At 71.6% G+C, this 23,092-nt stretch carries 18 protein-coding genes; 3 read left to right on the plus strand and 15 right to left on the minus strand.

Going from position 1 to position 23,092, the window contains the following annotated elements:
• Positions 1 to 154 precede the first annotated feature (154 nt).
• The 3 genes from ACXKR8_RS12765 to ACXKR8_RS12775 all read right to left on the minus strand — a co-directional run bounded on the left by ACXKR8_RS12765 (position 155) and on the right by ACXKR8_RS12775 (position 6,913).
• A complete protein-coding gene (locus tag ACXKR8_RS12765) occupies positions 155 to 1,489 on the minus strand; it encodes a M1 family metallopeptidase (RefSeq protein WP_458273018.1) in 1,335 nt (444 codons plus the stop codon).
• Positions 1,437 to 5,438 (minus strand): Pls/PosA family non-ribosomal peptide synthetase, encoded by a 4,002-nt coding sequence (locus ACXKR8_RS12770; protein ID WP_458273019.1) that lies wholly within the window; start codon positions 5,436 to 5,438, stop codon positions 1,437 to 1,439. Before ACXKR8_RS12770 ends, ACXKR8_RS12765 begins: the two co-directional genes overlap by 53 nt.
• Positions 5,439 to 5,680: 242 nt before the next feature.
• Complete coding sequence (locus ACXKR8_RS12775) at positions 5,681 to 6,913, minus strand: MFS transporter (RefSeq protein ID WP_458273020.1); 1,233 nt, start codon at positions 6,911 to 6,913, stop codon at positions 5,681 to 5,683.
• A gap of 138 nt (positions 6,914 to 7,051) precedes the next feature.
• Between ACXKR8_RS12775 and ACXKR8_RS12780 the strand changes: the two genes are divergently transcribed.
• Positions 7,052 to 7,522 carry an Lrp/AsnC family transcriptional regulator gene (locus tag ACXKR8_RS12780; RefSeq protein ID WP_458273021.1) on the plus strand — a complete coding sequence of 157 codons (471 nt, stop codon included), beginning with the start codon at positions 7,052 to 7,054 and terminating at the stop codon, positions 7,520 to 7,522.
• A gap of 36 nt (positions 7,523 to 7,558) precedes the next feature.
• On the opposite strand, the gene ACXKR8_RS12785 is transcribed toward ACXKR8_RS12780, so the two are convergent.
• From ACXKR8_RS12785 to ACXKR8_RS12805, 5 genes are all read right to left on the minus strand, one after another.
• Positions 7,559 to 9,151, minus strand: a complete 1,593-nt coding sequence (locus tag ACXKR8_RS12785; protein WP_458273022.1) for a Na+/H+ antiporter — start codon at positions 9,149 to 9,151, stop codon at positions 7,559 to 7,561.
• Positions 9,152 to 9,191: 40 nt separating this feature from the next.
• Positions 9,192 to 9,659 carry a GNAT family N-acetyltransferase gene (locus tag ACXKR8_RS12790; RefSeq protein WP_458273023.1) on the minus strand — a complete coding sequence of 156 codons (468 nt, stop codon included), beginning with the start codon at positions 9,657 to 9,659 and terminating at the stop codon, positions 9,192 to 9,194.
• A complete protein-coding gene (locus tag ACXKR8_RS12795; RefSeq protein ID WP_458273024.1) occupies positions 9,646 to 10,584 on the minus strand; it encodes an RluA family pseudouridine synthase in 939 nt (312 codons plus the stop codon). The genes ACXKR8_RS12790 and ACXKR8_RS12795 overlap by 14 nt, the downstream gene beginning before the upstream one ends.
• Positions 10,585 to 10,623: 39 nt before the next feature.
• Positions 10,624 to 11,331: a signal peptidase II gene (gene lspA / locus ACXKR8_RS12800; RefSeq protein ID WP_458274966.1), complete on the minus strand. Its 708-nt coding sequence runs from the start codon at positions 11,329 to 11,331 to the stop codon at positions 10,624 to 10,626.
• Positions 11,332 to 11,438: 107 nt separating this feature from the next.
• Positions 11,439 to 11,927: a TraR/DksA family transcriptional regulator gene (locus ACXKR8_RS12805; protein WP_458273025.1), complete on the minus strand. Its 489-nt coding sequence runs from the start codon at positions 11,925 to 11,927 to the stop codon at positions 11,439 to 11,441.
• A 652-nt stretch (positions 11,928 to 12,579) separates the two neighbouring features.
• On the opposite strand from ACXKR8_RS12805, the gene ileS reads away from it, so the two are divergent.
• Both ileS and ACXKR8_RS12815 read left to right on the plus strand, forming a co-directional pair.
• Complete coding sequence (ileS, locus tag ACXKR8_RS12810; RefSeq protein WP_458273026.1) at positions 12,580 to 15,726, plus strand: isoleucine--tRNA ligase; 3,147 nt, start codon at positions 12,580 to 12,582, stop codon at positions 15,724 to 15,726.
• 70 nt (positions 15,727 to 15,796) lie between these two features.
• Positions 15,797 to 16,342 carry a Uma2 family endonuclease gene (locus ACXKR8_RS12815; protein WP_458273027.1) on the plus strand — a complete coding sequence of 182 codons (546 nt, stop codon included), beginning with the start codon at positions 15,797 to 15,799 and terminating at the stop codon, positions 16,340 to 16,342.
• A gap of 19 nt (positions 16,343 to 16,361) precedes the next feature.
• On the opposite strand, the gene ACXKR8_RS12820 is transcribed toward ACXKR8_RS12815, so the two are convergent.
• The 7 genes from ACXKR8_RS12820 to ftsZ form a co-directional block, all read right to left on the minus strand.
• Positions 16,362 to 17,414: an amidohydrolase family protein gene (locus ACXKR8_RS12820; protein WP_458273028.1), complete on the minus strand. Its 1,053-nt coding sequence runs from the start codon at positions 17,412 to 17,414 to the stop codon at positions 16,362 to 16,364.
• A gap of 135 nt (positions 17,415 to 17,549) precedes the next feature.
• On the minus strand, positions 17,550 to 18,812 hold the full coding sequence (locus ACXKR8_RS12825; RefSeq protein ID WP_458273029.1) for a DivIVA domain-containing protein: 1,263 nt from the start codon (positions 18,810 to 18,812) through the stop codon (positions 17,550 to 17,552).
• Positions 18,813 to 18,858: 46 nt separating this feature from the next.
• Entirely contained in the window at positions 18,859 to 19,149 is a 291-nt protein-coding gene (locus tag ACXKR8_RS12830; RefSeq protein ID WP_458273030.1) for a YggT family protein, read from the minus strand.
• A gap of 112 nt (positions 19,150 to 19,261) precedes the next feature.
• Positions 19,262 to 19,843 carry a cell division protein SepF gene (locus ACXKR8_RS12835; RefSeq protein WP_380513064.1) on the minus strand — a complete coding sequence of 194 codons (582 nt, stop codon included), beginning with the start codon at positions 19,841 to 19,843 and terminating at the stop codon, positions 19,262 to 19,264.
• Positions 19,844 to 19,997: 154 nt separating this feature from the next.
• Positions 19,998 to 20,756 carry a YggS family pyridoxal phosphate-dependent enzyme gene (locus ACXKR8_RS12840; protein WP_458273031.1) on the minus strand — a complete coding sequence of 253 codons (759 nt, stop codon included), beginning with the start codon at positions 20,754 to 20,756 and terminating at the stop codon, positions 19,998 to 20,000.
• The gene (gene pgeF / locus ACXKR8_RS12845) at positions 20,753 to 21,499 is read right to left on the minus strand and encodes a peptidoglycan editing factor PgeF (protein WP_458273032.1); all 747 of its coding nucleotides are present in this window, start codon (positions 21,497 to 21,499) and stop codon (positions 20,753 to 20,755) included. Before pgeF ends, ACXKR8_RS12840 begins: the two co-directional genes overlap by 4 nt.
• A gap of 79 nt (positions 21,500 to 21,578) precedes the next feature.
• A complete protein-coding gene (gene ftsZ / locus ACXKR8_RS12850; RefSeq protein WP_458273033.1) occupies positions 21,579 to 22,829 on the minus strand; it encodes a cell division protein FtsZ in 1,251 nt (416 codons plus the stop codon).
• Positions 22,830 to 23,092: the final 263 nt, after the last annotated feature.

Here is a 23,092-nt window from a genome sequence, read left to right on the forward strand (position 1 = left end):
TGCAGCGGTTCGCCGGACGTTGAGCTCGTGCAGGTTGCCCGGGGCCGTTCTCACGATGACGTTGTCCCCGGCGATCTCCACCGCCCATGACTCGGGCAGCTTCGCGAGCTCGTCGGCGAGCTCCACCATCCGGGCGTAGTCCATGACCGAATTATCACCCCAGCGGCGGCAGCGCCGTGGCGTAGAGCCACGCCGTGAAGAAGGTGTGCAGGGGTTGGGTGCTGTGGCGTTGGGCGAGGGTGGTGAAGTCGGCGGTGGTGACCACGCCGTGGCGGTGCAGGGTGGCCCACTCCCGCAGCAGGGCGAAGAAGGACGGGTCGCCGAGGACGCCGCGCAGCGCGTGCATGACCAGGCCGCCGCGCTGGTAGAGCCGGTCGTCGAACATCAGGCTGCGGCCGGGGTTGGCCAGCACCAGGTCCTGCGGGAGGGCGCGCAGCCCACTGTGGGCGTGGGCGGCGTGCTGGGCGGCGGTACGCCCCCCCGCGTGCTCGGACCAGAGCCACTCCGCGTACTTGGCGAAGCCCTCGTTCAGCCAGATGTGGCGCCAGTCGGCGATGGAGACGCTGTTGCCGAACCACTGGTGCGCCAGCTCGTGCGCGACCAGGCGTTCCGAACCGCGGTGGCCGTCCACGTGGTTGCTGCCGAAGGTGGACAGGCCCTGGGCCTCGACCGGGACGTCCAGCTCCTCGTCGGTGACCACCACGGCGTACTCGCCGAAGGGGTAGGGGCCGAACAGCTCGGTGAAGAGGTCCATCATCCGGGGCTGCCGGGCGAAGTCGGTGACGCAGGCGGCGGTGAGCCGGGCCGGGGCGTAGACGGTCTGCGGCACCGGGCCCGCCGCGAGCAGCAGCTGCTGGTAGTGGCCGACCTGGACCGTGGCCAGATAGCTGGCGGTGGGCGCCGGCTGGTCGTAGACCCAGGTGGTGGCCCCGGCCCGGACGGTGCGGGTGAGCAGCCGGCCGTTGCCGACCACGGTGTACGGGCTGGGGGCGGTCACCGAGACCTGGTAGGCGGCCTTGTCGGCGGGCCGGTCGTTGCACGGGTACCAGGACGGGGCGCCGATCGGCTGGCTGGCGACCAGCGAGCCGTCCTCCAGCTCCTCCCAGCCCAGCGTGCCCCATTCGCTGCGGATCGGGCGCGGGTTGCCGCTGTAGCCGACCTCTATGGTGAACGCCGCCCCGGCCGCGAGCGGGCGCGCCGGGCGCAGCCGCAGCTTGCCGGCCCGGTGGGTCCAGCGCGCGGCCCGGCCGTCGACCAGGATCTTGGAGATCCGGAAGTCGGAGAAGTCCAGCACCGCCTCAGCCAGCGGCGCGGACCCGTTGAGGCAGGTCAGCCGGGCGCTGCCGGTGAGCCGGTTGGGCGCGGGACGGTAGTCGAGCGCCAGCTCGTAGCGGTGGACGTGGAAGCGGGCGTCGCCGTGGCTCGGGAAGTAGGGGTCAGCGAGCAGCTGCGGTGAGTGGGGGGCCGGCGACGACTGCTTGGGGCTCAATGCTGTTCTGCTCCGCTGCGGGGGTGAGGGAGGGCTGCTCGGTGGCGGCGACCCAGGGGGCGATGGGGTTGCCGAGCCAGCGGCTGTCCGCCGGGACGGATTCGCCGCGCATCACCAGGGACGCGGGGCCCAGGGTGGTGCGGGCGCCGATGACGGCCCCGGGCAGGACGATACCGTGCGGGCCGAGCGTCGCGCCCTCCTGCAGGATCACCGTGTCCATCCGCATGATCCGGTCGTGGAAGAGGTGGGTCTGGATCACGCAGCCGCGGTTGACGCTGACCCCGTCGCCCAGGGTGACCAGGTCGGCCTCGGGCAGCCAGTAGCTCTCGGTCCAGACGCCGCGGCCGATCCGGGCGCCGAGGCCGCGCAGCCAGGCGTTGAGGATCGGGGTGCCGGGGACCGAGTTCAGCAGCCAGGGGGCGGCCAGCACCTCGGTGAAGGTGTCGGCGAGTTCGTTGCGCCAGACGTGGCTGCTCCAGAGCGGGTGCTCGACCGCCCGGAAGCGGCCGACCAGCAGCCACTTGGCGGCGAGCGAGACCGCGCAGGCGGCGAGCCCGGCGGCGAGCAGGACCGCGCCGGAGCAGACCGCGGCGAGCAGCAGCCCGCCGAGGCCGCCGCCGACACTGCGGATCACATCAGCCAGCACGGCGAGCACGCTCAGGCCCAGCGCGACCGAGATCATCACCGGGACGATCCGGAACAGTTCCACCGTGCCGCGCATCCGGCGGAGCCGGGCGGACGGGGCGTAGGTGAGGCTCTGGTCGCCGCCCTGGGCCCGGCGGGGCAGCTTCATCGGCGGCATGCCGAGGTAGGAGCTGCCCTTCTTGGCCTTCTTGGGGGTGGCCGAGAGCACGCCGACCAGGCCGCGATCGGGGACCGAGCGGCCCGGTGCGGTCATCCCGGAGTTGCCGAGGAAGGCGCGCTCGCCGATCTCGGCCTCGTCGATCCGGAGCCAGCCGCCGCCCAGCTCGTAGGGGGCGATCAGGGTGTCGTCGGCGAGGAAGGCGCCGTCGCCGACGGTGGTCATGCTGGGCAGCGCGAGCACGGTGGAGGCCTCGACGCCCTGGCCGACCTTCATGCCGAGCGCCCGCAGCCAGGCCGGGGTGATCAGGCTGGCGTAGAGCGGGAACAGGCTCCCCCGGGCCAGGTCCATCAGCTGTATGACGGTCCAGGCCTGCCAGGCGGTGCGGCTGTGCAGCGGGTGGTGCCCGGCCCGCAGGCCGATACCGAGCAGTCGGACGGCGACCAGGACCAGGGCGGCGTAGGTCAGGAAACCGGCCAGGGTGGCCAGCGGGACGGCCGGCAGCGCCTGCAGCAGCAGCGCGCCGGGGGTGCCGTGATCCGTGCCGTGGTCCACGAAGGCGCTGAGGACCAGCACCGCGGGGACGGCGGCGAGCAGCGGCAGCAGGGTCAGCGCGAGGCCGCTGGTCCCGTACATCGCGGCCCAGATGTTGGTGCGGCCGGGGCGGGCCTTGGGCCAGGCGTGGTCGGCCCGGCCGGTCTTGGTGGCCGGGGCGCCGGACCAGCGCTGGCCGGTGGGCACCTGGCCGGTGACGGCGGATCCTGCGCCGATCTCGGCGCGCTTGCCGACCCGGGAGCCCGGGAAGAGGATGCTGCGGGTGCCGACGGTGGCGCCCGCGCCGACCCGGACCGGGCCGAGGTGCAGCAGGTCGCCGTCCAGCCACCAGCCGCTGAGGTCGACGTCGGCCTCGACCGCGCAGCCCTTGCCGAGCTTGATCATGCCGGTGACCGGCGGCAGGGTGTGCAGGTCGACGTCCGGGCCGATCTTGCCGCCCAGGGCGCGGGCGTAGCGGGTCAGCCAGGCTCCGGAGAGCGCGGTGGCGCCGCTCAGCTCGACCAGCCGCTCGGCGGTCCAGAGCCGCAGGTGGACCCTGCCGCCGCGCGGGTGGCTGCCTGCCTCGACCCCGCGCAGCAGCAGCCGGGCGCCGCCGGCCGCGATCGCGATCCGGCCGAGCGGGCTCCACAGCAGCACGGCGGCGGGGACGACGGCCCACCAGGACGCGCCGAGGCCCCAGCCGAACAGGCTGCCGAGCGCGGCCAGGGCGACGGTCCAGCGCAGCCCGACCACGGTGAGCAGCGGGATGGTGAGCAGGGTCTGGATGACGCCGGCCCGGCGCGGGGTCGGCGTGATCTCGCGCACCGCGCCGCCGCCCTGGGCCGACTTCTCCAGCCGGCGGGCCAGGTCGCGCAGCACCGGGGCCTGGTAGAGGTCGCTGACCGCGATCGCGGCGTAGCGGGTCCGGATCAGGGTGACCAGCTGGGCCGCGCCCAGGCTGCTGCCGCCGATCGCGAAGAAGTCGTCCTTGGCCCCGCCGACCGGCACGCCCAGCACCTGGGCCCACTGCTCGGCCAGCCAGGCCTCGGTGCCGTAGAGCTCGGTGCGGCCCTTCTGCTCCAGCTGGGCCAGCGGCCAGGGCAGCGCGTTGCGGTCCACCTTGCCGGAGGTGCGCACCGGCAGGTCGTCCACCGGGGCGAGCAGCGGCACCATGGCGGCGGGCAGCTCGGCCCGGAGCCGGCGGACCGCCTCGTCCTGGTCGAAGCCGGCCTCGGTGACCAGGTAGCCGACCAGCAGCTGATTGCCGCTGCGGGCGGTACGGACCGCGGCGGCGGCGCCGGTGACCCCGGGCAGGGCCTGCAGCACGGCGTCGACCTCGCCCAGCTCGATCCGGCGGCCGCCGAGCTTGATCTGCTCGTCGGCGCGGCCGAGGAAGACCAGGCCCTCGGGCTGGGCCAGCACCAGGTCGCCGCTGCGGTAGGCGCGGTCCCAGCCGGTGGATTCCAGGGGCGCGTAGGTCGCGGCGTCCTTCTCCGGGTCGAGGTAGCGGGCCAGGCCGACCCCGCCGATGACCAGCTGGCCGCTATGGCCCATGGCGACGACCTGGCCCTGCTCGTCCACCACGGCCAGCTCCCAGCCGTCCAGCGGCAGGCCGATCCGGACCGGGGCCTCGCCGGTGAGCGGGGCGGCGCAGGCGACCACGGTCGCCTCGGTCGGGCCGTAGGTGTTCCAGACCTCGCGGCCCTCGGTGGCCAGGCGTTCGGCCAGCTCGGGCGGGCAGGCCTCGCCGCCGAAGATCAGCAGCCGGACGTCGCCCAGCGCGTCGGCGGGCCAGAGCGAGGCCAGGGTGGGCACGGTGGAGACCACAGTGATCTCCTGCTCCACCAGCCAGGGGCCGAGGTCGGCGCCGCTGCGGACCTGGGCCCGGGGGACGGTGACCAGGCAGGCGCCGTAGCGCCAGGCCAGCCACATCTCCTCGCAGGAGGCGTCGAAGGCCACCGAGAGGCCGGCCATCACCCGGTCGCCGGGGCCGATCGGCTCCTCCTGCTGGAACAGCGCGGCCTCGGCGTCGACGAAGGCGGCGGCACTGCGGTGGGTGACCGCGACGCCCTTGGGCTTTCCGGTGGAGCCGGAGGTGAAGATGATCCAGGCGTCGTCGGTCAGCTCGGGGCGGCCGGCGGGACGGGAGTCCACGGCGGGCGCGGCGACCGAGCCCGGCGTGGGGAACAGGGTCAGCTCGCGGTCGGCGCCGAGCACGGCGCGAACCCCGGCCTCGCCGAACACCAGCGCGGCGCGCTCGTCCGGATCCTCGGCGTCCACCGGGACGTAGGCGGCGCCGGCGGCGAGCACGGCGAGGATGCAGAGGTAGAGGTCGGCGGTCCCGGACGGGACCCGGATGCCGACCCGGTCGCCGCGGCCGACCCCCGCCGCGCCGAGGGTCCGGCGCAGCGCGTCCACCTCGGCGGCGAGGGCGCGGTAGCTGAGCGAGGTGCGGCCGTCGTCGAGCGCGGGCTCGCCGGGGTGGGCCGCGACGGCCGCGTCCAGGATGTCGATCAGGGTCCGCGGGGCGTGTGCGGGGCGTCCCGGGAACAGCGCGAGCCCGCTGGGAGCGGTGGCGTCTTCCAGTTCCGGGTCGTACACGGCCGTGGTCATGAATCCTCATCTCGTAAGCAACCCGGTCGATGCTAGCCCTCCCGGGGGGCGCACGGAATCGGCATTCATCGCGCAAAGTCCCTTTCGCCATGGGTATCTGACGCTGCGTCATCTTATGGATGCACTGACAACCCCCGGAGTTGACGGTGCGTCAGCCATTTCTGATGAACCATCAGGAAAATATGGAAATGTAACCCATGACACAAGGGGAACTATACCAAGTATACCGAATTGTCCAGTTTTCAGCGATGGCCGTCGTGGTCCGCGCCGGGCCGGGGACGGAGGCGCAGGCTGAGGACGATGCCCGCGGCGGCGCAGGCGCAGGTCATCCACCAGGTGGAGTGCCAGCCGCCGCTACGCGTGGCCAGCCAGGCGGCGACGGCGGGCCCGGCGAAGCTGCCGGCGTTGAAGAGCTGCTGGATCAGCCCCAGCGCGGCCGGCGCGGAGCCGCCGTCCGGGGCCAGTTCCGCGGCCATCCGCAGCAGGGTCGCCGGTATCGCGCCGCCGGTCAGCGAGAAGGCCGCGACGCACAGGAACTGCCCGGTGGCGCCGGTGGGCAGCGTCCGCCAGTCCGGGGCGAAGGCCAGCACGGAGGCGGCGGCCATCAGGGCGAAGGCGGGGACGAGCAGAGCCCGGGCGGGCGCGCCGCGCCGGAGGAGTGCCGCGGCGGTGATCGAGCCGACCGCGTTCGCCGCACCGACCAGCGCGCTGAGCAGACCCGGCCGACTGCCCGTCATCCCGCTGTCGCGGTAGATCGTGGGCAGGAACCCCACCACGGCCATCCACGGGAGGGTGTAGCAGGCGAAGACCAGGCCGGCGGTCCATGGGCCGGCCGAGCGCACGGTACGCCCGATGCGGCTGAGCGCAGGCCCCGCACCGCCCGCACCGCCCGCACCGCCGGTCTGGTCGCGGGGCACCAGGGCCAGGACCCAGGGCAGCGGCGCCAGCGCGACGGCGGCCATGGCCCACCACCACACCTGCCACGGGACCAGTTGCAGGACCAGCGCGCCCGCGATGAGCCCGGTGAAGGTGGAGATGCCCTGGAAGGCGGCCCAGAAGCCCATCACCGTGGTGAGCCGGGCCGCTGGGGTGCAGCGGCGGATCAGCCCCGGGCCGGTCACCGCCACCAGGATGAACCCGGCGCCCTCGACCGCCCGGGAGGCCAGCAGCGGGGTCGCCGACCCGGCGAATCCGCCACCGGCCGATCCGAGGGCCAGCAGGACCAGTCCCCCGCTCAGGCAGCGTCGCTCGCCGAGCGTCTCGGCCAGGAACGAGATGGCAAGGCCGCCGAGCATCCCGGCCAGCTGGATGATCCCCAGCAGGGTTCCGGACTGGACCAGGGTCAGCGACAGGTCGGCCCGCAGGAACGGGAGCGCGGGCGGCAGCTTCCACACCTGCAGTCCGGCGGCGATCCCGGCGGCCACGACCACGGTCCCGGATCCGCTCCGGCCGGCGGGGGGCGTCTTCGAGGCCATGGCGGCAGTCCTTCGTCCGAGGTGCAAGCTGCAAGGTCCCGCCATCTAGACCATGCGCCTGGGCATTCGCGCAATACAGTCCTCATTGAGTGCGACAGATGCTCAACAGAAGCTGAATCACATGACAAAATGCCTGGTATGACACTGCTGGACACCTTGGACGCCCGAATCGTGCTGGCCCTGGACGCCGATCCGGACGCGACGATCCTGGCGCTGGCGCAGACCCTGGGCGTGGCCCGGAACACCGTGCACGCCCGGTTGCGACGGATGGCCGCCGAGCATGCAATCAAGAACTTCAGCAGGCGCCTGGACCCCGCCGCCCTCGGCTACGGGCTGGTGGCCTTCGTCTCCCTGGCGATGAGCCAGTCCGAACCGGACGGCGTCCATGAGGGACTGCTCGCGCTCCCCGAGGTGATCGAGGTCCACTACATCACCGGGGACGCCGACCTGCTCGCGCGCGTCGTCGCCAGGGACACCGCCGACCTGCACCGGATCACCAAGGCGATCCTCGCCATCGACGGGGTCGAGCGGACCAGCACCGTCATCTCCCTCGCCGAGGCCGTCCCCTACCGGCCCCGGGCCCTGCTCGAACGCCTGGCCGACCGGTGAATCGCCTCGCGGTTCAGGCCTGAAACCTCGGGCCCGCTACCGCGGGGCGCTGCGGAGGTCGAGAGTGCGGATGACCCGGTCGACCAGTTCCGGGTCGGCGCCGGGCTCCATCCGGGCCAGCTGCATCTCGGCGCGACCGGCCGCCAGCATCTCCGCCTCGACCTCCTGGAACCGGCGGACCTGCTGGACCCGCTCCTTCAGCTCGCGGCGCTGGTCCTCGTCGTACATGTCCGGGCGGGCCCGGGCCAGCCGGTCGGTCTGGCGGGCCCTGAGCCGGTCGACCAGGTCGTCGGGCAGCTCGTCGGCCGAGGCCAGCTCCTTCAGCCGGCGCAGCCCGGCCTTGGAGACCCGGTACCAGAGCTGCCGCTCGGCGGCGTCCTCGGCGTCCTCGTCACGGCTGAGGTGGAGCTTGCGGACCACCCAGGACAGCGACATGCCCTGCACCAGCAGGGTGAACAGGACCACGCAGAAGGCGATGAAGACGATCTCGTTCCGGCCCGGGAACGCCGTGCCGTCCTTCACGGTGAGCGGGATGGCCAGCGCCAGCGCCACCGAGGCCACGCCGCGCATTCCGGACCACCACAGCACGGTGGACTCGCGCCAGCTCAGCGGGGTGGCCTCCTCGCGTTCGCCGCGGCGGCGGTCCCAGCGGGCGGTGACCCAGGAGCCGGGGAGCAGCCAGAGCAGCCGGACGCCGACCACGACCACGATCACCAGCGCCGCGTCGCCGAGCATCCCGGTCCAGTCGCTGCCCGCCTCGGCCAGGACGCTGGCCAGTTCCAGGCCGATCAGGCCGAAGGCCATGCCGGAGATCAGCAGCTCCACCACGTCCCAGAAGGCGGCGCCGACCAGCCGGTAGCCGACGTCGTCCGCGCCGACCGTCCGGTCGTTGATCCAGAGCGAGCAGACCAGCACCGAGAGCACGCCGGAGCCGTGCGCCTCCTCCGCCAGCGAATAGGCGGCGAAGGGGACCAGCAGGCTGAGCGCGACCTGCAGCGTCGGATCGTCGAGCAGGGACATCACCCGCCCGCTGAGCCAGCCCAGGGCGATCCCGATGACCAGGGCGAGCACCGCCGAGAGCACCAGCCGTTCGATCGCGCCCAGGGTGGAGAACTCGCCGCTGACCACCGCGTCCACCGCCAGCCCGTACACCACCAGTGCGGTGACGTCGTTGAACAGGCCTTCGGTCTCCAGGATGCCCATCAGCCGGCGCGGCAGGCCGACGCTGCCGGCCACCGCGGCGGCGGCGATCGGGTCCGGCGGGGAGATGATCGCGCCCAGCGCGATGGCCGCGCCGAGCGGCAGCACCGGCATGATCCAGTGCACGGCGAGGGCCACCACCGCCGTGGTGACCAGCACCAGGGCGACCGCGAGCAGCAGGATGACCCGGTAGTTGGCCTTGAAGTAGCGGGTGGTGGAGCGCTGGGCCGCCGCGTAGATCAGCGGGGGCAGCACCAGCGGCAGGATCAGGTCCGGTTCCAGGGCGATGTTGGGCACCCAGGGGATCACCGCGAGCACGATCCCGATCAGGGTCATCAGCACCGGCTGCGGCAGCCCGATCCGCCCGGCGAGCGGGGTGGTGACGATGGCGGCCAGCAGCACGAAGAAGAGAAGCATCAGCTGAGCCATGCTGCCGGCGGTTCCTCTCCCCTGCGCGGACTTGCTGCCTTCAGCCTGCCAGGGAGCGGGTCATCGTGCGGTGCGGAATACCGCCGTCGGGGTAGACCGGGCCCTCGGCGACATAGCCGAGGCGCTCGTAGAAGCCCAGCGCGTGGACCTGGGAGTGCAGCTCCAGCTCGGTCCCGCCGCGGACCCGGCCCTCGTCCTCGATGGCACGGACCAGCGCCGCGCCCAGGCCGGTGCCGCGGGCCCGCTTCAACACGGCGAGGCGGCCGAGCAGCACGACGCCCGCGCGGCCGGTGATCGCCAGCGCCTGCGGACCGTGGATCAGCCGGCCGGTGCCGAGCGGGGTGCCGTCCTGGTCCAGTGCCAGCACATGGACCGAGGTGGCGTCGAGCTCGTCCAGCTCCACGTCCTCGGGGACGCTCTGCTCGACGATGAAGACCTCGCGGCGGATGGCGTAAACGATCGCCAGGTCCGCGGCCGTGACCGCGACGCGGATGTCAGCTTTCGGCACTGATGATCTCCAGGGCGCGGGAGAGGTCCTCGGGGTACTCGGTGCGGAACTGCACCCACTCCCCGTCCGAGGGGTGCTGGAAGCCCAGCTCGACGGCGTGCAGCCACTGCCGGGTCAGCTTCAGCCGCTTCGACAGGGTCGGGTCGGCGCCGTAGGTGATGTCGCCGACGCAGGGGTGGCGCAGCGCGGACATGTGCACCCGGATCTGGTGGGTGCGGCCGGTCTCCAGCTTGATGTCCAGCAGCGAGGCCGCCCGGTACGCCTCGATCAGGTCGTAGTGGGTGACCGACGGCTTGCCGCTGGCGACCACGGCCCACTTCCAGTCGCTGCTGGGGTGCCGGTCGATCGGGGCGTCCACGGTGCCGGACATGGGGTCGGGGTGGCCCTGGACCAGGGCGTTGTACTTCTTCTCGACCACCCGGTCGCGGAACTGCGCCTTCAGCGAGGTGTAGGCGATCTCCGACTTGGCGACCACCATCAGGCCGGAGGTGCCGACGTCCAGGCGGTGCACCACGCCCTGGCGCTCGGCGGCGCCGGAGGTGGAGATCCGGTAGCCGGCTCCGGCCAGGCCGCCGATGACGGTGGGTCCGGTCCAGCCGGGGCTGGGGTGGGCGGCGACGCCGACCGGCTTGTCCACCACGACGATGTGCTCGTCGTCGTGCACGATCCGCATGTTGTCGATGCGTTCGGCGACGATCTGCACCGGCGCGGGCGGGGCCGGGATCTCGACCTCCATCCAGGACCCGGCCATCACCCGGTCCGACTTTCCGACCGGGGAACCGTCCAGCGTGACCTTGCCCTCCGCGGCCAGCTCGGCGGCCTTGGTGCGGGAGAACCCGAACATGCGGGCGATGGCGGCGTCGACACGCTCGCCCTCAAGGCCGTCGGGTACGGGAAGGTTTCGGATCTGCGGAACGGTGCTCACCTGAACGAGTATGCCGGACCGGCGGGGCTGGCCCCGCCATCAGGCCTGGGAATCAGGGGTCTGCCCGGGCTTGAGGACCGGCTCGGGCTCGGCGGCGGACTCGGCGACGGTCGGGGCGGCGGCCTTGGCGTCGCGCAGCATCGTCCCGTCCGGGTTGGTGCCCAGGAAGGAGAGCAGCACCACCAGGATGCCGCCGCAGACGATCGCCGAGTCGGCGAGGTTGAACACCGCGAAGTGCTTCACCGAGATGAAGTCGACGACCTCGCCGCGGAACACCGAGGGCGAGCGGAAGACCCGGTCGGTCAGATTGCCGAAGGCGCCGCCGAGCAGCAGGCCCAGCGCGATCGCCCAGGGCAGGCTGTAGAGCTTGCGGGCCAGCCGGCTGATCACCACGACCACGGTGGCGGCGATCAGGGTGAAGACGATGGTCATCGCCGCGCCCATGCCGAAGGCCGCGCCGGGATTGCGGGTGGCCGCGAGCATCACCCAGTCGCCGGCGATCCGGATCGGGTCGTGGTATTCGAGCTTCGCCACCACCAGCAGTTTGCTGCCGAGGTCGAGCAGATAGGCGAGCACGGCGACGGAGAGCAGGACGCCGATCCTGCGCTTGCGCCGACCCGGCGCCCGCGTCGCGCCGGTCTCGGCTGCGCCGGACTCAGTCACGCCGGACTCGACCGCGTCGGGCTCGCTCGCGGCAGCAGCAGCGTCGTCCGCCGGGGCCTTCTGGAAACCTGGGGTGCTGATGATGCGCTCCGCTGAACCGAGTCGGGTGGACTTCCGTGGTCGAGCGTACGGTACGCCCGAGCGGCGGCGCGGACGGGTCCGCGCCGCCGCCGAGGCACTGCCCGCGGAAGCTAGCGGCGCTCCTGCTTCTGCTTGCACTGCACGCAGAGGGTGGCCCGGGGGAAGGCCTGGACCCGGGCCTTGCCGATCGGCTCGGCGCAGGACTCGCACAGGCCGAAGCCGGTCTGCCCCATCCGCGCCAGCGCCCGCTCGGTCTGGGCCAGCATGTCGCGGGCGTTGGCGGCCAGCGAGAGCTCGTGCTCGCGGGAGATGTTCTTGGTCCCGGCGTCGACCTGGTCGTCGCCCGCACCGTCGCCGGAGTCCCGCATCAGACCGCTGACCGCCTCCTCGGAGGCGGTGATCTCGGCCCGCAGCTCCGCCGCCGCGTCCGCCAGCTCCTGGTGCAGCTCGGCGACCTCCGCGTCGGTCCACGGGTCCTCGCCCGGCCGGACCGGGAACGGCCCGGTGGGGGCTTCGGCCACGGCCGGCGACTCCGGATGCGCGGCCCTGGCCCGGGTGGCGCTGGGCCTGGTGGCAGCCTCGATCTTGTGACGGGTCACTGTGCCCTCCCCCGGGTCGGCCACGGACGTTCCCGCGCGGCGCGTTCCCGCGGCCCCGCTCCTTGCTTTGTCCGCCATGCGTCTGACCCCTTCGCGATTCATGCGACTGCGTTGCTGTCGGCACAACGTGGTGCCGGAACGATATTGCGTAACGAATCCCATCACAATGGGACATACCGGACGAAGCAGGCTTGGTTTTGCCGACCGGACGCGGTCGCTCGAACCCGGCTCCTCCCATGTGTGCCCAGAACGTGACCTGATAATCGCCATCCGTCATCGGAGTCCCGGGCGAGGTCGGCGCGGGGTCGGTGCGACGTCCTGTGCGAAGGCAGCGAAATCCGGTGGACCCAGGCCTATAGACTTTGCGCAGCAAGGCGTGGATGGGGACGAGTACCGCCGCACGCAGCCAGTAGCGACCCGGGGACGGTGAAAGCCCGGGGGCGTGCGCGACGGGAAGATCACCCCGGAGCCGCCGGAGGAACAGCCCCCACCGCGGGGGCCCAGTAGAACCGGCCGCAGCCCCTAATGAGGGGGCCGTGCGCGCACTCAGGTGCCGGACGGCCAAGGAGGGTGGTACCGCGGGGCCCGCGCATACGGCCTCGTCCCTCCGTCGGAAGCCGCACGCCGTACTCGCGCCCGCCGGAGGACCCGCATGACCCAGTACCGCCACGTCCCAGCCCAGGTCGACCTGCCCGTCCTCGAGCACGGCATCCTCTCCTTCTGGGGGGACAACAAGATCTTCCAGCGCAGCCTGGAGCAGTCCGAGGGCCGCCCCGAATGGGTGTTCTACGAGGGCCCGCCCACGGCGAACGGCATGCCCGGCGCGCACCACATCGAGGCCCGGGTCTTCAAGGACGTGTTCCCGCGCTACAAGACCATGAAGGGCTACCACGTGGCCCGCAAGGCCGGCTGGGACTGCCACGGGCTGCCGGTCGAGCTCGCCGTCGAGAAGGAGCTGGGCTTCTCCGGCAAGCAGGACATCGAGGCCTACGGGATCGCCGAGTTCAACGAGAAGTGCCGCGACTCGGTGACCCGGCACACCGACGCCTTCGCCAACCTCACCAACCGGATGGGCTACTGGGTCGACCTGGACGACGCCTACCGCACCATGGACCCGGACTACATCCAGTCGGTGTGGTGGTCGCTGAAGCAGATCTTCGACAAGGGGCTGCTGGTCCAGGACTTCCGGGTGGCGCCCTGGTGTCCGCGCTGCGGCACCGGGCTGTCCGACCACGAGCTGGCCCAGGGCTACGAGACCGTGGTCGACCCCTCCGTCTACGTCCGCTTCCCGCTCACCTCGGGCCCGCTGGCAGGCAGCGACAAGCAAAAGAGCGCCTCGCTGCTGGTGTGGACCACCACCCCGTGGACCCTGGTCTCCAACGTCGCGGTCGCGGCCCACCCGGGGGTGACCTATGTGGTCGCCACCGACGGCAATGAGCGGGTCGTCGTCGCCGAACCGCTGCTGGAGAAGTCGCTCGGCGAGGGCTGGACCCCCACCGGCGAGCGCTTCACCGGCGCCGAGATGGAGCGCTGGGACTACCAGCGGCCGTTCGAGCTGGTCCCGGTCGAGGGCGCGCACTACGTGGTCAACGCCGAGTACGTCACCACCGAGGACGGCTCGGGCCTGGTGCACCAGGCCCCCGCCTTCGGCGCGGACGACCTCGCCACCTGCCGTGCCTACAACCTGCCGATGGTCAACCCGGTGCTGTCCGACGGCACCTTCGAACCCGACGTCCCGCTGGTCGGCGGACAGTTCTTCAAGAAGGCCGACGAGGCCCTGGTCGCCGACCTGCAGGCGCGCGGCCTGCTGTTCCGTCACGTCCCCTACGAGCACAGCTACCCGCACTGCTGGCGCTGCCACACCGCGCTGCTCTACTACGCGCAGCCGTCCTGGTACGTCCGCACCACCGCGGTCAAGGACGCGCTGCTGCGCGAGAACGAGGGCACCAACTGGTTCCCGGAGAACGTGAAGTACGGCCGCTTCGGCGACTGGCTGAACAACAACATCGACTGGGCGCTCTCCCGCAACCGCTACTGGGGCACCCCGCTGCCGATCTGGCGCTGCGAGGAGAACCACCTCACCTGCGTCGGCTCGCTGGCCGAGCTGAGCGAGCTGACCGGGCGCGACCTCTCCGACCTGGACCCGCACCGGCCGTTCATCGACGAGGTGACCTTCGGCTGCCCCTCCTGCGAGGGCACCTCCGTCCGCGTCCCCGAGGTCATCGACGCCTGGTACGACTCGGGCTCCATGCCGTTCGCCCAGTACGGCTACCCGCTGAAGAACGCCGACCTGTTCGAGAAGCGCTACCCGGCCCAGTTCATCTCCGAGGCCATCGACCAGACCCGCGGCTGGTTCTACACGCTGATGGCGGTCGGCACCCTGGTGTTCGACAAGTCCGCCTACGAGAACGTGGTCTGCCTGGGCCACATCCTGGCCGAGGACGGCCGCAAGATGTCCAAGCACCTCGGCAACATCCTGGAGCCGATCTCGCTGATGGACCAGCACGGGGCGGACGCGGTGCGCTGGTTCATGGCGGCCGGCGGCTCGCCGTGGTCGGCCCGCCGGGTCGGTCACAACACCATCCAGGAGGTGGTGCGGAAGACCCTGCTGACGTACTGGAACACGGTCGCCTTCCAGGCCCTGTACGCCCGCACGGCCGGCTGGGCCCCTTCCGTCTCGGATCCTGCTCCGGCGGACCGGCCGCTGCTGGACAAGTGGCTGCTGTCCGAGCTGAACATCCTGGTCCGCGAGGTGGACTCGGCGCTGGACGGCTACGACACCCAGCGGGCCGGCAAGCTGCTCTCGGGCTTTGTCGACGACCTCTCCAACTGGTACGTCCGGCGCGCCCGGCGCCGCTTCTGGCAGGGCGAGCCGGCCGCGCTGGCGACCCTGCACGAGGCGCTGGAGACGGTCACCCGGCTGATGGCCCCGCTGACCCCGTTCATCACCGAGCGGGTCTGGCAGGACCTGGTGGTTCCGGTCTCGGCCGGCGCGCCCGAGTCGGTGCACCTGGCCGGGTTCCCGGTCGCCGACGAGGCGCTGATCGACACCGAGCTGTCCCGGCACATGACCCTGGTCCGCCGACTGGTGGAACTGGGCCGGGCGACCCGCGCCGACTCGGGGGTGAAGACCCGTCAGCCGCTGTCCCGCGCGCTGGTGGCGGCGCACGGCTTCGCCGAGCTGCCCGCCGAGCTGGTGGCGCAGATCGCCGAGGAGCTCAATGTCACGGCGCTGGAATCGCTCTCGGGCGTCGGCGGCTCGCTGGTGGACACCACCGCCAAGGCGAACTTCCGCGCCCTCGGCAAGCGCTTCGGCAAGGGCGTCCAGGACGTCGCCAAGGCCGTCGCCGCGGCGGACGCGGCGGAGCTGAGCGCCTCGCTCCGGGCCGACGGGACGGCGACCGTGCTGCTGGACGGCGCGCCGGTCGAGCTGACCCCGGACGAGGTGATCGTCACCGAGACCCCGCGCGAGGGCTGGGCCGTCGCCAACGAGTCCGGCGCGACGGTCGCGCTCGACCTGCACATCACCCCGGAGCTGCGGCTGGCCGGCATCGCCCGCGATGCCATCCGCCAGGTCCAGGAGGCCCGGAAGAACAGCGGCCTGGACGTCGCCGACCGGATCACGCTGCGCTGGACCGCGACCGACGGGGACACCGCCACCGCCCTCACCACCCACGCCGGCCTGATCGCCGACGAGGTCCTGGCCACGGACTACGCCTCCGGCGAGGCGGACTGGGCGGACGCGACACCGTTCTCCGACGAGAGCCTGAGCCTCACCTTCTGGCTGCAGAAGGCGTAACCCCCCGGCGGGCGCGGCGAACCGTTCGCCGCGCCCGCCGGACCAGGTGGGCCGCTTTATCATGAGGAGCATGCAGCCAAGACACCGCGAGCTCCTCGATCTGGCCCGGCAGTTCGCCGACTCCAACGTCAAGGTGGAGTTCTCCGGTGACACCGTCACCATGCAGGCATCGCCCTCGGCCATCCATCAGCGGAACCTCTTCATTGTGGCCCGGCAGTTCGACGCCCACCTGCCTGAGGGCTACCTGCCGTCACAGAACACCGACCTCGAGTCGCCCGCGATCAGCAAGCTGCGGAACCCGGATCTGACCTACCTCCCCGAGGAGGCCATGACCACCACCGACAGCGCGCTCCCGGCCGAGCTCGCGCTCATCGCCGTGGAGATCGTCTCCCCCTCCAACCCGGAGAACGACTGGGAGGGGAAGGTGCGCGACTATCCGCTGATGCACATCCCGCTCTATCTCCTGGTCGACGCACGGCAGAAGACCGTGACCCTGCTGAGCGAGCCCGAGAACGGGCGCTACCGCCGCCGCGAGGACGCCGCCTTCGGCGAGACGGTCCACGTCCCGGCCCCGTTCGACTTCGTCCTGGCCACCGACACCCTGCTGCCCTACTGACCCGGGCCTGCCGTCGCCGTCAGGCGACGACCCGGCCGCGGAGGATGATCCGGGTCGGGTGGGCCAGGACCGCGGGGTCGAGGGTCGGGTCGGTGGGGTAGACGGTCAGGTCGGCGGGGGCGCCGTCGACCAGGCCGGGCAGGCCGAGCCAGGAGCGGGCCGACCAGGACGCGGCCGCCAGCGCGGCCTCGGCCGGGAGGCCGGCCTTGATCAGCCAGTCGACCTCGGTCGCGATCGTGCCGCAGGGGTGGCTGTCGGTGCCGGCCAGGACCGTCACGCCGGCCTCATGGGCGGCGCGGACGTTGGGCAGCAGGCCGTCCCATCCGGTCAGCCACCAGTCCCGGCGGGCGCCGGGCTCCCGAGCCCGCATGCTCTCGGCCGAGGAGCCGAAGACGCTGAGGGTGGGGACGAACGCGGTGCCCTGGGCGGCCATCCGGTCGATCAGGTCCGGGTCCAGATGCATGCCGTGCTCCAGGCTGTCCGCCCCGGCCAGCACCGCGTTGCGACTGCCCTCCGCGGTCTGGCAGTGGACCGCGACCCGGCCGCCGATCGCGTGCACCGCTTCCACGACCCCGGTGAGGATCTCCAGCGGCAGCGCCGGATCGGTGTGCTTCCAGTCTCCGATCACCTTGCACCAGCCCGAGGAAGCCGTGGCCTCCTCCACCGCGGCCCGGACCACCTCGGCCTCGCTGACGTCCCGGCCGAAGCCGGGGAAGAACCGGCCGGGGGTGGCCAGCCAGCGTCCGGCCGAGCGGACCCGGGGCAGCTCCGGATCCTGGTCCACCCACTCCGGCATCCGCGCGGCCGTGCCGGGGGTGCGCACCAGCAGCACGCCGGCGTCGCGGTGGTCGGTCAGATGGCGGCGGAGCACCCCGTCGCTGAACGGGACGTCCAGATCCTCCGTCCCGGGATGGGTGTGCACATCGACCAGGCCCGGCAGCAGCCAGCCGCCGTCGACGACGGTCTCCGTGTCCGGACCCGCGGCCGGGCCGGACCGCAGCCGGTCCCCGTCGATCCAGAAGGTCCGCTCCTCGCGGTCGGGCAGGACCACGCCCCGCACCTGAAACACCATGGACAACCACCCCTCGTACCCGGTCGCTCGACCGGCCCGCCGATCCTATGCGTCGTGTACGACATGCCGCTGCCCCCTGCCGGAACGTTCCGGCAAGGGGCAGCGTGGCACTGCGGGCAGGGCGGTGAGGGAGCGTCAGCCCTCGTCGTCCTGGTCGATCAGAAAGCCGCGCATGGGCTGCGGGGCCTGCTGCAGCGGGGGCTGCGGACGGACCGCGGCCATCGGCTGGGTCATGGCCGGGGCCATCTGCTGCTGACCGCCGGCGCTCTGGTGCTGCTGGGCGCCGGGGTTGAAGCTGTTGCCGCCGAAGCTCTGCTGACCGCCGAAGGTCTGGCCGTTGCCGCCGAAGCCCTGCTGGCCGCCAAAGGTCTGGCCGCCCATCGGGGAGGCGCCGACCGGGGTCATCGAGGGCTGCGACAGCGGAGGCTGCGACATCGAGGACGGCGGCAGCGACGCGGTGGCGGGCTGGCGCGGCGGGGCGAGCGAGTCGTCCGCCTGCGACTCCAGCTGGCGCAGCTGGGTCTCCAGGTAGGACTTCAGCCGCGTCCGGTACTCGCGCTCGAAGGCGCGCAGGTCCTCGACCTTGCGCTCCAGCGTGGCGCGGGCGGACTCCAGGGAGCCCATGGCGACGCGGTGCTTCTCCTGCGCGTCCCGCTCCAGGGCGTCGGCCTTGGCACGGGCGTCGCGCTCCAGACCCTCGGCGCGGCTGCGGGCCTCACCGACGATCTTGTTGGCCTCGGAGCGCGCCTCGGAGATGGCCTGGTCGGCCGTCTGCTGGGCGAGCGCCAGGACGCGGGCGGCGCTGTCGTTGGCCGGAGCCTGCTGCTGCTGCGGGAAGTGCGGCTGCTGCTGCATCTGCTGCAGGCCGCCCATGTGCTGCTGCGGCTGCATCTGACCGGGCTGCTGCATCTGCGCGGGCTGCATCTGGCCGGGGCCCTGCTGCATCTGCCCGGGCTGCTGCTGCATCTGGCCACCAAAGGACTGCTGTCCTCCCATGGTGCCCATGCCGCCGCCCTGGAGCTGCGGCGGACCCTGCAGCTGCGGCTGGCCGCTCGGCAGCTGCGGCGGGCCGGGGTGGCCCATCTGCTGCTGCTGGGGCTGCTGCATCTGCGGGGGCATGCCCTGCTGGGGCACGGGCGGACCGGATATGGCCGCCGGTACGGGCGGGCCAGGACGCTGGTGCTGGTCCTGTTCCTTCCGCATGTTCTGCTGGTTCTGTGCGGCCGCACGAGTCGCCGCGGCCAGCTTGGCGCGCAGGTCCTCGTTCTCGCGGAGCAGTCGGGTCAGCTCTCCTTCGACCTCGTCGAGGAAGGCATCGACCTCGTCCTCGTCATAGCCTTCTCGGAGGCGGACGGTCGTGAACTGCTTGTTCCGCACGTCCTCGGGGGTCAATGGCATCTCTTCACCTCAACGTGATCGTCGGACAACCGGTGGCCTGCGGGGTTCACACGGCCCCCTGCACGACGCGGATCAGGATCGAAACAATGATGATCAGTACGAGGAAGGACAGGTCGAGGGCCACACCCCCGAAGCGCAGCGGACGGATGTACCGCCGCAGCAGCTTGAGTGGTGGATCGGTGACGGTGTAGACGGATTCGAGCGCGACGATCAGTCCGCGGTTGGCGGGACGCCACTCGCGGGCCAGTTGTTGCACCCAGTCCATCACCAGGCGTGCCAGCAGCACGATGAAGAAGCACATCAGGACGATGTACAGCACCTGCCATACAACGTTCACCGCACTTCCCCTCGTTTCGAACTCGTACTGTCGGCCTGCCCGCCGGGAGCGGGTGGCCCGCTACCCGGCGTCACGTGATCCTCACGTTTCGTCATACTTCGTCCCGCTGTGGTCAGCTCTGGTTGAAGAACCCACCCTCGGCGATCCTGGCCTTGTCCTCCGCCGTGACATCGACGTTAGCAGGAGACAGAAGGAAGACCTTCTGCGTCACCCGCTCGATGCTCCCGTGGAGACCGAAGACCAGCCCAGCCGCGAAGTCTACGAGGCGCTTGGCGTCCGTGTCGTCCATCTCGGTGAGATTCATGATCACGGGCGTGCTCTCGCGGAAGTGCTCCCCGATAGTACGGGCTTCGTTGTAGGTTCGGGGATGAAGTGTGGTGATGCGGTACGGCTCCCGCTCGGAGGCGGCCTTGGGCATGATCACCGGGGCACTCTTCTCCACGTGACGGCGTTCAGGTGTGATGGACGACACTGGCGCCATCCTGGGTTCCGCCCGCATCGGGGCCACGACCGCCGCCGGCTGCGCGACTGGCGCGGGGGCGGGACGGGGCACCTCCTCGGTGCGAGCGGTGTTGCGAAGCGGTTCGGGCTCGGGGCCGTAGTCCTCGTCGTCCGGGTCGTAGCCCTGAACGTCGTAGCGTTCGTCCTCCACGAGGCCGAGGTATTCCGCCATCCTGCGCAGTGCGCTGGCCATACTCCTGTCCTCCGCTCTGTGGTGGATCGGGTCCGTCGCCGGCACAGCCCCGCCATGGCGAGGTGGTTCTACGATCCACGGTCTGACCCCGCATTGCAGGGCTATTCCTACTTGTCCTGATTTGTTCTGCGATCTGATCTTCTAACCGGTGACGTTACCCGAGGGGTGGCCGGACACCCAGTACCGCCGTACCGACGCGCACATGTGTCGCCCCGGCTGCGACGGCCTGTTCGAGATCACCGCTCATACCCGCGGAGACCATCGTGGCAGCAGGATGGCCGTGGCGGAGCTGAGATGAGATTTCCCCGAGCCGTTCGAACGCCCGGCGCGGATCACCCGCGTAAGGACCGGTGAGCGGGGCCACTGCCATCACACCGTCAAGTCGCAGACCGGGCGCGGCGGCCAGCGCCTCGGCCAGGGCCGGGACCTCGGCCGGCACGGCGCCGCCCCTGGCGGCCGTCTCCTCTCCCTCGAGGGCGACCTGGATCAGGCATCCCAATACCGGTCGTTCCGACTTCTGAACTTCCGCCGAGAGTGCGGTGACCAGGCGGAGCCGGTCAATGGAATGCACTCGATCGGCGTACTTCAGAACGGAACGGACCTTATTGGTCTGCAATTGGCCGACAAAATGCCAGAGAAGTGGAAGATCCTTGCATTCCGCTGCTTTTGGCGCGGCGTCCTGGTCACGATTCTCAGCGACATCGGTGACCCCGAGCGCGGAGAGCAGCCGGGTGTCCGAGGCGGGATAGGTCTTGGTGACCACGATCAGGGTGACATCGGCGCGCGGGCGCCCGGCGGCGGCGCAGGCGTCGGCGATGCGCTGCTCCACCGTGGTGAGGTGGGAGCGCAGAACGTCCAGGCGCGCCGGGGCGGAGCGGTCGGAAGGGTCGGAACGGTCGGGTGTGTCGGTCATGGGGTGGGTCCGTCCAGCCAGACGTAGGCCGCGAGACGGCCGGTGCGCTGCTCGCGGCGGTAGGAGAAGTGGTCCGATGATTCCATGGTGCAGATGTGGGACATCTCATGCCGAGGTACCCCGAGTCGGGCCAGTTGGGCCCGGACTCCGGCCGGCAGATCGAGGGCCGGCGTGTCCCAGCTGGTCCGAGACCAGGCGTCCGGTTCGAGAGCGGTGATCTCGTCGCGGAGCGCTGCCGGCACTTCGTAGCACCGTCCGCACACCGACGGCCCCACTGCCGCGGTGATCCGCTCCGGGCTGGCGCCCAGCTCCACCATGGCGGCGACCGCGGCCGGGACCACCCCGGCGGCCAGGCCCGGACGACCGGCGTGCGCGGCGGCGACCACCCCGGCGACCGGGTCGGCCAGCAGCACCGGGACGCAGTCCGCGGTGAGCACCGCCAGCGCCAGCCCTGGCCGGTCGGTCACCAGCGCGTCCACCGTGGGGGCGGTTCCGTCCGGCTGGCGCTCCGTCACCACCGCGACCGCGCTGCCGTGCACCTGGTTCATCCACACCACGTCGGCCGGGTCGAGGCCCAGGCCGGTCGCGGCAGTGAGCCGCCGGTTCTCCCGGACCGCTGCGGCGTCGTCCCCCACCGCCCCGCCCAGATTCAGCTCCTGGAACGGCGAAGTGCTCACCCCGCCCCACCGGTCGGTGAAGGCGAAATGAGCACTGTCGTCGAAATCGATGCGCCGGCTGATCATGGTGATCAGCCTAGAGCCTGCGACCGGCGGGCCGGCCGGCCCTGGGGCCGCCGACCGCCCGGCTACTTCAGGAAGCTGCCTACTTCAGGAAGTCGGGGACGTCCAGCTCCTCGGCCGGGCTCTCCACGTACGGCGGGCGGGTCTGCGGCACGTGCGGCGGCTGCGGCGGAGCGGCCGGCTCGGCGTGGCGCGGGTTGTGCTCCTCGGCGCGCGGGACGCTGCCGATGGTGTGCACGCTGCGCCCGGCGGCGGTGGAGCCGGCCCGGTTGAACTCGCTGCGGTTGTACTCCCCCGCGCCGGAACGCTCCTGCGTCTGCTGCTGCGGCGGCGCGGCGGCCGCGTTGGCGGAGCGGACCACCGGGTCGCGGACGATGGTGGGGGGCGCCCCGCCGTCGAAGCCGGCCGCGATGACGGTGACCCGGACCTCGTCGCCGAGGGCGTCGTCGATCACGGCGCCGAAGATGATGTTGGCCTCGGGGTGCGCCGCCTCGGCCACCAGCTGCGCCGACTCGTTGATCTCGAACAGGCCGAGGTCGGAGCCGCCGGAGATGGAGAGCAGCACCCCGCGGGCGCCGTCGATGGAGGCCTCCAGCAGCGGCGAGGAGATCGCCATGATCGCGGCGGCCTTGGCCCGGTCCTCGCCTCGGGCGGAACCGATGCCCATCAGCGCCGAACCGGCGTCGGACATGACCGACTTGACGTCGGCGAAGTCCAGGTTGATCAGGCCCGGGGTGGTGATCAGATCGGTGATGCCCTGGACGCCGGAGAGCAGCACCTGGTCCGCGGAGCGGAACGCGTCGAGCACGCTGACCTGGCGGTCCGAGATGGACAGCAGCCGGTCGTTGGGGATGACGATGAGGGTGTCGACCTCTTCGCGCAGCTGCGCGATGCCGTCCTCGGCCTGGTTGGCGCGGCGGCGCCCCTCGAAGGTGAAGGGGCGGGTGACCACGCCGATGGTGAGCGCGCCGAGGGTACGGGCGATGTTGGCCACGACGGGCGCGCCGCCGGTGCCGGTGCCGCCGCCCTCGCCGGCGGTGACGAAGACCATGTCGGCCCCCTTGAGGACCTCCTCGATCTCCTCGCGGTGGTCCTCGGCGGCCTTGGCGCCGACGTCCGGGTTGGCTCCGGCTCCGAGGCCGCGGGTGAGCTCGCGGCCGACGTCGAGCTTGACGTCGGCGTCGCTCATCAGCAGGGCCTGCGCATCGGTGTTGATCGCGATGAACTCGACGCCCTTGAGCCCGACCTCGATCATCCGGTTGATGGCGTTCACGCCACCGCCGCCGATGCCGACGACTTTGATGACTGCGAGGTAGTTCTGGGGTGCTGCCACGTCGAAGGCCTCTCGCCTCGGATGTACGGTGCCGAAGGGACGGGAGACCCGACGGGACCCCGACCCGAACCCTGACCCTGAGGTTTAGGGTTAATGCTGTGTCACTCTTCCATCATCTTCTTCACAGGACACTAGGTCTCTGAGCCTGCCCGTTCAACGGACACGCCGAGCCTGCGTATTTTTCTTGTGAGCCTATGTGATCAAAGATCCGGACTTTCGCCCGGGGTGGCCCACCAGATTCGGGGAGGAGCTGGCACTTCGTC

The sequence above is a fragment of the Streptacidiphilus sp. PAMC 29251 genome (assembly GCF_054208735.2).

Bases quoted from the DNA above. Each gene is read 5' to 3' on its own strand.
- ACXKR8_RS12770 (WP_458273019.1), bottom strand. From the start codon at position 5,438: ATGACCACGGCCGTGTACGACCCGGAACTGGAAGACGCCACCGCTCCC.
- ACXKR8_RS12775 (WP_458273020.1), bottom strand. From the start codon at position 6,913: ATGGCCTCGAAGACGCCCCCCGCCGGCCGGAGCGGATCCGGGACCGTG.
- ACXKR8_RS12780 (WP_458273021.1), top strand. From the start codon at position 7,052: ATGACACTGCTGGACACCTTGGACGCCCGAATCGTGCTGGCCCTGGAC.
- ACXKR8_RS12785 (WP_458273022.1), bottom strand. From the start codon at position 9,151: ATGGCTCAGCTGATGCTTCTCTTCTTCGTGCTGCTGGCCGCCATCGTC.
- ileS (WP_458273026.1), top strand. From the start codon at position 12,580: ATGACCCAGTACCGCCACGTCCCAGCCCAGGTCGACCTGCCCGTCCTC.
- ACXKR8_RS12815 (WP_458273027.1), top strand. From the start codon at position 15,797: ATGCAGCCAAGACACCGCGAGCTCCTCGATCTGGCCCGGCAGTTCGCC.
- ACXKR8_RS12820 (WP_458273028.1), bottom strand. From the start codon at position 17,414: ATGGTGTTTCAGGTGCGGGGCGTGGTCCTGCCCGACCGCGAGGAGCGG.
- ACXKR8_RS12825 (WP_458273029.1), bottom strand. From the start codon at position 18,812: ATGCCATTGACCCCCGAGGACGTGCGGAACAAGCAGTTCACGACCGTC.
- ACXKR8_RS12835 (WP_380513064.1), bottom strand. From the start codon at position 19,843: ATGGCCAGCGCACTGCGCAGGATGGCGGAATACCTCGGCCTCGTGGAG.
- ACXKR8_RS12840 (WP_458273031.1), bottom strand. From the start codon at position 20,756: ATGACCGACACACCCGACCGTTCCGACCCTTCCGACCGCTCCGCCCCG.
- pgeF (WP_458273032.1), bottom strand. From the start codon at position 21,499: ATGATCAGCCGGCGCATCGATTTCGACGACAGTGCTCATTTCGCCTTC.